Annotated in this window: 1 protein-coding gene; it reads left to right on the top strand. The window is 36.1% G+C overall.

Annotated features, from left to right (window positions below; all coding sequences use genetic code 11):
• Positions 1–72 precede the first annotated feature (72 nt).
• Positions 73–1,163, top strand: a protein-coding gene (locus E0D95_RS00345; protein ID WP_130802015.1) for an IS4-like element ISAba1 family transposase whose coding sequence is annotated in 2 segments (ribosomal slippage) — positions 73–613 and positions 613–1,163 — 1,092 coding nt in all. Because the reading frame shifts where the segments join, the coding sequence is not laid out codon by codon here.
• Positions 1,164–1,181 lie beyond the last annotated feature (18 nt).

The raw sequence follows: 1,181 nt of genomic DNA, 5'->3' as shown, positions 1-1,181 counted from the left end.
TCTCTGTACACGACAAAAATAGATAACTCATTGAAATAATGTCACAATAATTGTTTTCTAACGACGAATACTATGACACATCTCAATGAGTTATATCTTATCTTAAACAAATCTCTAAAATGGAACAAGTCACATTTAAAGTGCTTTGCGCTCATCATGCTTGTGATTATTTTAAAGCAAACATGTAATCTTTCTTCTGCATCTAAAGCCTTGCCCATCAAGTGCTTACCACAATCATTTTATCGACGTATGCAGCGCTTCTTTGCAGGTCAGTATTTTGATTATCGTCAAATTTCTCAGTTGATTTTCAATATGTTTTCATTCGACCAAGTGCAACTGACTTTAGATAGAACCAATTGGAAATGGGGAAAACGAAATATTAATATCCTGATGCTCGCAATCGTTTATCGTGGAATAGCGATACCTATCCTTTGGACATTGCTTAATAAACGTGGAAATTCAGATACGAAAGAGCGTATTGCTTTGATTCAACGCTTTATAGCCATTTTTGGTAAAGACCGTATTGTGAATGTGTTCGCAGACAGAGAGTTTATCGGTGAGCAGTGGTTTACATGGTTAATTGAACAAGACATCAACTTCTGCATTCGTGTTAAAAAAACTTCATTGTCACCAATCATTTAGGAAAGAATCATAAAATTAGTGATTTATTTCGCCATCTTAAAGTTGGTCAAATTGAATGTCGTAAACGACGGATTTTGGTTGGTCGGGTGAAACTATATATAAGTGCACTACAGTTAGAAAATGGAGAGCTTTTACTCGTCGTTTCTCCTCAGTTTAATGCCAATGCTATTCAGGATTATGCATTACGCTGGGAAATTGAAACCTTATTCAGTTGTCTCAAAGGACGAGGATTCAATCTTGAAAATACGCGCTTGACAGACCCTAGACGAGTGAAAAAATTGATTGCGGTCTTAGCTATAAGCTTCTGTTGGTGCTACTTAACGGGTGAATGGCAACATGATCAAAAAAAAGCGATAAAAATAAAGAAGCATGGACGACTCTCAATGAGTTTATTTCGCTATGGTTTAGACTATGTTCAAATGGCGATTCAGCGTTTAATTGGTTTTGGGAAAAAAGAAGAGTTTAAGGAAATTCTGGCAATTTTAAGAAGGCAGATGCCTGATAGGATAAGAGTTCTGTGAAATTTGTCGTGTACAGAG

The organism is Acinetobacter ihumii (genome assembly GCF_900625095.1).
Classification (GTDB): domain Bacteria; phylum Pseudomonadota; class Gammaproteobacteria; order Pseudomonadales; family Moraxellaceae; genus Acinetobacter; species Acinetobacter ihumii.
Note: the sequence above shows the minus strand (reverse complement) of the source record. Positions and strands in the feature narration are given on the sequence as shown.